The sequence below is a fragment of the Promicromonospora sp. NPDC057138 genome (assembly GCF_042670845.1).
GTDB lineage: Bacteria > Actinomycetota > Actinomycetes > Actinomycetales > Cellulomonadaceae > Promicromonospora.
Genome location: NZ_JBHUUX010000013.1, coordinates 98,928 through 106,459, shown reverse-complemented (window position 1 = coordinate 106,459; position 7,532 = coordinate 98,928). Strand labels below are relative to the sequence as shown.

The 7,532-nt window shown below is 71.6% G+C and carries 6 protein-coding genes; 2 read left to right on the top strand and 4 right to left on the bottom strand.

Going from position 1 to position 7,532, the window contains the following annotated elements; all coding sequences use genetic code 11:
- Positions 1–138 precede the first annotated feature (138 nt).
- A complete protein-coding gene (locus tag ACFT2C_RS10860; protein ID WP_377207060.1) occupies positions 139–756 on the bottom strand; it encodes a LysE/ArgO family amino acid transporter in 618 nt (205 codons plus the stop codon).
- Positions 757–846: 90 nt separating this feature from the next.
- Here ACFT2C_RS10860 and ACFT2C_RS10855 point away from each other — a divergent pair, with 90 nt between their 5' ends.
- Together ACFT2C_RS10855 and ACFT2C_RS10850 are read left to right on the top strand one after the other, a co-directional pair.
- A complete protein-coding gene (locus tag ACFT2C_RS10855; RefSeq protein ID WP_377207059.1) occupies positions 847–1,830 on the top strand; it encodes a LysR family transcriptional regulator ArgP in 984 nt (327 codons plus the stop codon).
- Positions 1,831–1,867: 37 nt separating this feature from the next.
- On the top strand, positions 1,868–2,473 hold the full coding sequence (locus ACFT2C_RS10850; protein ID WP_377207058.1) for a LysE/ArgO family amino acid transporter: 606 nt from the start codon (positions 1,868–1,870) through the stop codon (positions 2,471–2,473).
- Between the two features lie 14 nt (positions 2,474–2,487).
- On the opposite strand, the gene ACFT2C_RS10845 is transcribed toward ACFT2C_RS10850, so the two are convergent.
- From ACFT2C_RS10845 to ACFT2C_RS10835, 3 genes are all read right to left on the bottom strand, one after another.
- Positions 2,488–3,882 carry an LCP family protein gene (locus ACFT2C_RS10845; RefSeq protein ID WP_377207057.1) on the bottom strand — a complete coding sequence of 465 codons (1,395 nt, stop codon included), beginning with the start codon at positions 3,880–3,882 and terminating at the stop codon, positions 2,488–2,490.
- An 83-nt stretch (positions 3,883–3,965) separates the two neighbouring features.
- Positions 3,966–5,207 carry an LCP family protein gene (locus ACFT2C_RS10840; RefSeq protein ID WP_377207056.1) on the bottom strand — a complete coding sequence of 414 codons (1,242 nt, stop codon included), beginning with the start codon at positions 5,205–5,207 and terminating at the stop codon, positions 3,966–3,968.
- 49 nt (positions 5,208–5,256) lie between these two features.
- Positions 5,257–7,509 (bottom strand): esterase-like activity of phytase family protein, encoded by a 2,253-nt coding sequence (locus ACFT2C_RS10835; RefSeq protein ID WP_377207055.1) that lies wholly within the window; start codon positions 7,507–7,509, stop codon positions 5,257–5,259.
- Positions 7,510–7,532 lie beyond the last annotated feature (23 nt).

Sequence of the window (7,532 nt, the reverse complement as noted above, 5' to 3'; positions counted from 1 at the left end):
GCCACGACCCACCCTCGACCTGAAGACCCCCGCCCAAGCACTCAAGAACCTCCTGGCCCAAGCCGCCTAAGTTGCACTAACCGATTGACAACGGGGGCGCCGATCGACGCGTCCGCTGCGGTTCGGCGCCCGAACCCGCTAGGCCGCCAGCAGCGAGACCGCCACGGCCAGCATGATCAGCGCGATCACGCCGTCGAGCACGCGCCAGGCGCCCGGGCGCCGCAGCACGGGCGCCAGCAGGCGCGCGCCGTACGCGAGCCCGGTGAACCAGGCGACGCTGGATACCATCGCGCCGGCGGTGAACCACCAGCGGGCGTCGCCGTAGGTGGCGGCGACCGAGCCCTGCAGCATCACCGTGTCGAGGTACACGTGCGGGTTCAGCCAGGTCAGCGCCAGCGTGGTGAGGACGACGGGCTTGAGGCGCCGGCCGGGGCTGTCGCCCAGGGCGCCGTCCTCGGCGGCGGCGAGCGTCGTGTCGCCCTTGACCGCCCGCACGGCGGCCATGGCGCCGTAGCCGAGCACGACGGCGGCGCCCAGCCAGCGCATCACGACCACGGCGTCGGGCCACCGCTCGACGAGGGGTCCGAACCCTGCGCCGCCGGCCGCGTAGAGCACAGCGTCCGAGGCCGCGCAGATCGCCGCCACGACGCCCACGTGCTCGCGGCGCAGGCCCTGACGCAGCACGAACGCATTCTGGGCTCCGATGGCGACGATGAGCGAGAGGCCGAATCCGAGTCCGGCGAGCAGGGCGAGCATGGCCTCACGTTAGGCAGCGTCACCACCTGAAGACCAGTTCACGTTTCTCAACCAACATAAGCAGAACTGAAGATGGGCCAGACTGGGAGCATGCGATGGGACTCCCGCCAGCTCGAGGCACTGGCCGCCGTGGTCGCCGAGGGTTCGTTCGACGCCGCGGCGCGGGCGCTGCACGTCACGCCGTCCGCCGTCAGCCAGCGGATCCGCGCCCTGGAGAACGCCGCTGGCAGCGTGCTCGTGCGGCGCGCCCGGCCGGTGGTCGCTACGGCGTCGGGCCAGGCGCTCCTGCGGCTCGCCCGGCAGACCGAGCTGCTGGGCGCGGAGGTCGCCGCGGAGCTGGGCGCGAACGGCGTGGGCGACGGCCCCGGCGAAGGGGCCGACGGCGGCACCGCCGACACCTTCGTCACCGTGCCCCTCGCGGTCAGCGCGGACTCCCTGGCCACCTGGGTGCTGCCCGCTCTCGCCCAGGTCGACGGCGTCACCTTCGACCTGCACCGCGCCGACGACAGCCGCACCGCCGACCTGCTGCGCGAGGGCGTGGTGATGGCGGCGGTCACCTCGCAGACCGCCCAGGTGCAGGGTTGCCGCAGCACCCCGCTCGGGATCATGCGCTACCGGCCGGCCTGCACGCGCGCCTTCGCGCGGCGCTGGTTCCCCCACGGCCCGACGCCGGAGGCGCTCGCCGCCGCACCGGTGATCGTCTTCGACCGGACCGACGACCTGCAGGACATGTACCTGCGCGAGCGGGCGCCGGAGGCCAGGCCGCCGCGGCACCACGTGCCGAGCACCATCGAGTACGAGGAGACGATCTACCTCGGCCTCGGCTGGGGCATGCTGCTGGTCAAGCCCTCCCTCGGCGGGCGCCCCGCCGGCAGCGACATCACGCCGCTGGAGGCCGGCACAGTGGTCGACGTCCCGCTCTACCTGCAGCAATGGAAGCTGCGTTCCGCGGTGCTCGACAGGGTCGCGGCGGCGCTGCGAAAAGAAGCAACACGCGAGCTGCTCCCTGCGTCAACTCTGGACGTTCCCCCATCTTTAACCCTGATTCAGCCCTACCGCACTTCCGAATCATGAACCGGACATCCGCCGTCCGACTTCCTACCGTTCGGACATGCTTTCCGCCCTCGCCGGCATGGCCTTCGGCCTGTCGCTCATCGTCGCTGTCGGGGCGCAGAACATCTTCGTGCTCCGCCAGGGGCTGCGCCGGGAGCACGTCGGCCTCGTGGCCGGGATCTGTGCCGCCAGCGACTTCGTGCTCATCTCGGCGGGGGTCGGCGGGCTGGGCGCCCTGATCCAGAGCGCGCCGCTGGTCGTCGAGATCGCGCGCTGGGCGGGCGCCGCCGTAGTCCTGGTCTACGGCGGGATGGCCGCGCACCGCGCGGTCAACGGCCAGCGGGTGGTGATGGGTCGGCACAGCGTCACGGACCGGACGGTCGGCGCCGCCGTCGCCACCACGCTCGCCCTCACCTGGCTGAACCCGCACGTGTACCTCGACACCGTGGTGCTCGTGGGCGGGCTCGCCGCCACGCACGGCGACGACCGCTGGTGGTTCGGGCTCGGCGCCTGCGTCGCCAGCGCCGCGTGGTTCGTCGCGCTCGCCTACGGGGCGCGCTACCTCGCCCCGCTGCTCGAGAAGCCCGGTGCGTGGCGCGTCCTGGACACCGTCGTCGCGGCGACGATGCTGGTCGTAGCGGTGTCCCTCATCTTCGCCACCTGACCTGCTTGGCCGGGTCAGGCGCAGACGCCGTCGATCAGCACCTCCGGGCTCGGCTTGGGCTTGGGCTTGGCCGCCGTGCCGCCGTCGGCCGTGCCGGTCTCACCGGTCCCGGTGCCGCCGGTCTCCGTCGTGTCGCCCGTGCCCTCGGGCTCGGTGCCGGTCTCGCCCGTCCCGGCGTCGCCCCCGGCATCGCCCTCGCCGGTGTCCGCAGCACCGTCCCCGGCGGCACCGCTCGGGTCGGACGACGGCTCGGCGTCCGGCAGCACCACCTGTTCGGGCGGCTCGTCAGCGGCGACGCGCCGGAAGATCTCGGCCGACTCCGGCGACCACGAGACCGTGGCGCCGTCGGCGTTGTCGTAGACCGGGACCGCCGTCATGATGATGTTTCGCTTCTCGATGTCCCTCAGCGACCAGGCAAGGCCGGCGACGCTGCCCGGGTTGGCGATCGCCGGGTCCGCGCTCAGGGAGCCCAGTGCCGCGTTGATCAGGCGGAAGGTCTTGGTGGGGTCGGCGAGAGTCTCGGCCGACAAGATCTGCCGGAGCAGCGCGTTGATGAACCCCTGCTGCCGCTGGATCCGCGTCAGGTCGCTCCCCATCTCGAGCCCCATGCCGGTGCCATGGCGCACGCGGAGGAACTGGATGGCCGTCTTGCCGTCGAGCCGGTTCTCGCCCGCCGGGAGGTCGATCCGGGCCGACGACGGGTCGCCGTGCAGCTCCTCCGGCAGGCACATCTTCACGCCGCCGATCGCGTCGACGACATCGATCACGCCGTTCATCTTGACAACGGCATGGTTGGAGACCGTCACGCCGGTCAGGGAGTTGACCGTGTTGATGGTGCACGCGGCCGCGTACCGCATGTCCGCCGCGGCGCCGCCACTGCCTGTCTCGAACGCGGAGTTGAACCGGTCGGTGTACGGTGCCGACTCGCCTCCGCCGGGCAGCTTGCAGGCGGGCACGTTGACCATCGAGTCGCGCGGGATGGACACGATCTCGATCCACTGCCGGTCGGCCGAGATGTGCACCAGCATCGTCGTGTCCGACCGCATCCCGCTGACCGAGCCGCCGATGTCGGCGTTCGTGCCGTCGCGGATGTCGGTGCCCATGAGCAGCAGGTTGACCGGCTCGTCCTTGAACGGGTCGGACGGGTCCTTGGGCTTGACCTGCTCGGCAACGAGGCCGTCCAGATCCTGGACCTCGATCTGCGAGACCGCGCTCTGGTACACCGTCGCGGCCGCAGCGGAGCCGAAGGCCATCACCCCGACCACGCCCATCGTGACGCTGCGGAACACGAGGGCCTTGCGCCAGCTCCGCACGTGGCGGGGCTGGCGTTCGCCCGTTCGCGCATGTCGGGGAACCCCGGGAATTATCTCGCCGACAGGTCGGACCGCCGTCCAGAAGTCACTCGCCACGTCTCGGAGGGTAGGGCCTCGGTGCAACAAACGTGTAAATAAGTCCGGCCGTTCCCAGGCGGCATCCAGACCGCGTTTGGCGTTCAGTCGGCGCATACGCCCGGCAGCAGCGAGGGCGAAGGCGACGATTCGGGCGTGTTCGACGGCGTCGGACCGCCGTCCTCGCCTGTTCCCGAACCGCCGGAGGAGCCCGATGCCCCGCCGGAAGGTTCACCCGATGCCCCGCCGCCCCCCGCGCTGGTCGACGGCGACGGCGTCTCGTGCCCGGGTGGCGGCTCGTCGGCCGCCAGGCGCTCCCAGATGGCCGTGGCGTCCTCGGTCCAGACCACCCGGTTGGGATCGCTCGGGGCGGCCACCACGGGCAGCTCGGTGAACACGATCTTGGCCGGGTCGATGTTCCGGATGCTGTACGCGAGGCCCGCGAGCGCCGCCGGGTCGGCCAGCCCGGGATCCGCGGAGATGGCCTGCAGGATCGCCCGGATGGTGCGGTACAGCCGCGGCGAGCTCGTCACGACGTTCTGGTGCAGGACCTGGCGCACGAGCGCGTCGACGAAGGCCTGCTGCCGCTCGATCCGCGTGAGGTCGCTGCCCACCTCCAGGCCGAGGCCGGTGCCGTGCCGGGCCCTGAGGTAGCCGATCGCCTGGCGTCCGTCGAGGGTCTGCTCGCCGGCGGGCAGCTCGAAGCGCCCGTAGTCCGGGTCCTGGACCAGCGGCTCGGGCAGGCACATGCGCACGCCGCCCAGCGCGTCGACGACGTCGACGACGCCGTCCATCTTCACCACCATGTGGTTGGTGACCGGGACGCCCGTGAGCGTCTGCACGGCGGAGATGGTGCAGGCCGCGGCGTAGGTGAGGTCCTCCTCCGCGCCGCCGCCGATCGTGAACGCGCCGTTGAACATGCCGTAGGTGGCACCGGACTCGGTGCCGTCCGGCAGCTTGCAGGACGGGATGTCGACCAGGGAGTCGCGCGGGATCGAGACCACCTCGATGCGCTTCCGGTCGCCGGAGATGTGCACCAGCATCGTGGTGTCGGAGCGCATGCCGCCGTCGCCCGCCCCCGCGATCTCCGTGTTCTCGCCCCCGCGCAGGTCGGTGCCCAGCACGAGGATATTGAGGCTGCGCCCGGTGAACGGGTCGTCGGGGTCCGCCGGCGACGGCGTCGGCCCCTGGACCAGCCCGGAGACGTCGCTGACCCCGATCTGGTGCTTGAAGTCGAGATAGGCGGCGGCGCCGCCGGAGGCCACGAGGGCGAGCACGCCCACGACAAGGAGCGCCACGGCTCGCGCGACGTGGTGACTGCGCTGGTTACGGAGGTGCCGGGGCACATGTGGAGCATATGCATGTACCCCGGCACAAGGCCTGTTAAGTAGCGGATCAGCTCACCGCGGCGACGCCGAGGTCCGGGTTGTCCGTGAAGAAGCCGTCCAGGCCCGCCTCCATGAAGACGCGGATCTCGCCGACGAGATCACCGATCCCGTTCGGGTCGGCCGACGAGCGGAACTCGGTCGGCAGGAACTGGTTCTCCCGCCGGAACGTCCAGGTGTGCACGTCGAGGCCGACGCGGTGCGCGTCGCGGATCACCGCGGTCGGCGCGGCGAGCGTGCTGTCGGCGTTGCGCGGGATCAGCAGGCTCTTCTCGGCGCCGATGCCGTCGGCGTAGGCCGCGACGTCGCGCAGCCCGCTCCGGGTGACCATGTCCGCGTAGGTGCGCGGGTCACCGTCGGCCACGAAGTCGTAGGGCGCACCGCTGCTGCTGATGAGCTGGGCGAGCGGCACGTCGGTCAGCTCGTCGAGCTCCTGCAGGTTGCCGACCTCGAACGACTGGATGATCACCGGGGCGCCGGCGCGGTCGAAGCCGCCCAGGCGCAGCTCGCGTACGAGCGGCTCCTCCAGGGACAGGCCCACCGAGTCGAAGTAGGTGGGGTGCTTGGTCTCGGGGTAGACGCCGACGGGCGCGCCGTCGCAGGTACGGCTGTTGCGCGCCAGGTCGAGGACCTCGTCGAGGGTCGGGATCAGGTAGAGCCCGTCGAACGCGGTGTTCTGCGGCCGGACCTGGGGCAGGCGCTCCTTGGCGCGCAGGGTGCGCAGCTCGGCGAGCGTGAAGTCCTCGGTGAACCAGCCGGTGAGCTGGACGCCGTCGATCGTCTTCGTGGTGCGGCGGTCCGCGAACTCGGGGTGGGCGGCGACGTTCGTCGTGCCGCTGATCTCGTTCTCGTGCCGGACGACCAGCACGCCGTCCTTGGTGGAGACGACGTCGGGCTCGATGTAGTCCGCGCACATGTTGATGGCGGTCTCGTACGAGGCGAGCGTGTGCTCCGGCCGGTAGCCGGAGGCCCCGCGGTGCCCGACGACGGTCACGCCGTCGTCCGTCACGCGCTTCTCCGTGAGGTTCACCAGGGCCATCTCGGTGTCGTCCGGCGTGCCGGTGACGCGCGCGTCGTTGCCCGGGTAGTTGTTGTCGTTGCCGATCAGGAGCGTGTCCCTGTCGACGAACAGGACGGTCTCGAAGGACTGCACGGGCAGCGCGAACGTCTCGCCGAGGCCGTAGCCCTCCCCGGCGTCGATGCCGCGCGGGTTGGCGATCCGCAGCGCGTCGACCACGAGGTTCTTGCGCACGAACCCGTCCCGGCCGGTGCGGCCCAGGTCGATCTCGTACACGCGCTTGGTGACCGCCTGGTCGCCCTCGAAGTCGTCGCGCTCGATGAGCAGCATCGAGTCGCTGCCGGTCGCGAACGCGTCGCCGACGACGTCGGCGGGCTGGTCGGTCTGGTACGCCCAGCGCTTGCCCGTGTACTCGCCGCTCCGGGTGTCGAACTGGTAGATCCAGCGGCGGCGCGCGTCGGCGTCGTCGGCCAGGGCGCCCTCCACCACCGGGTAGAGGTAGCGGCCGCTGGCCGCCATGGCCTCGAAGCCGCGGCTGCTTCCGACGTTCGGCTTCTCGCCCGGCTCCAGGTACGGGTTGGCGGGCGACTTGCCGTCCGGGAACTCGTACGGGGCCTCCAGCAGCGTGCCGTCGGCGTCGAAGTGCAGCAGGAACGGGCCGAACTCCTCGCCCACCCAGAACGTGCCGTCGGCCGCGCGGACCAGGGACTCGATGTCGAAGTCGGCGCCCGTGAGCAGCCGGTCCTCGGTGTCCTCGTTGACGATGTCGAAGTCGAGCACGTCGTTGCGGTCGTTGTACGCGATGAAGTCGAGCACCTCGATCTCGCCGTCGCCGGAGCCACTCCGGCCGGTGTCCCAGTGGGGGCGCACCAGGTAGTTGCGCAGCAGGAAGTCGGCGGAGTTGCCCTTGGCCCCGAAGCCGTTGTCCGGCTGGGCCCAGAAGGTGCCGTCGTGGTTGTCGACCATCGCCGAGAAGCCGGGGATCACCTGGCCGTCCCAGGGACCCTGCCGCCCGTTGGCGGGGGTCGCCGCGGCGCCCGACGGCGGGCCTTCGGCCAGGTAGTCGGCCGACAGGGCGGCGCGGCCGGCCAGGGTGGCGGCGAGGTAGGTGCCGCCGTCGTGCTCGGGCCCCGGACCGGGACCGTGCTGGGGTCCGGCGACGGCGACGGCCGCCGGAAGCAGCAGCGATGCCGCTGCGGCGACGGCCGCCACGCGCGAGGCGCGGGTACGCATGGGTGTGCTCATGCGGCCGAGCCAAGTCGGCGGAG

Coding starts and splice junctions, on each gene's coding strand:
- ACFT2C_RS10835 (WP_377207055.1), bottom strand. CDS start 7,509: ATGAGCACACCCATGCGTACCCGCGCCTCGCGCGTGGCGGCCGTCGCC.
- ACFT2C_RS10850 (WP_377207058.1), top strand. CDS start 1,868: ATGCTTTCCGCCCTCGCCGGCATGGCCTTCGGCCTGTCGCTCATCGTC.
- ACFT2C_RS10860 (WP_377207060.1), bottom strand. CDS start 756: ATGCTCGCCCTGCTCGCCGGACTCGGATTCGGCCTCTCGCTCATCGTC.
- ACFT2C_RS10855 (WP_377207059.1), top strand. CDS start 847: ATGCGATGGGACTCCCGCCAGCTCGAGGCACTGGCCGCCGTGGTCGCC.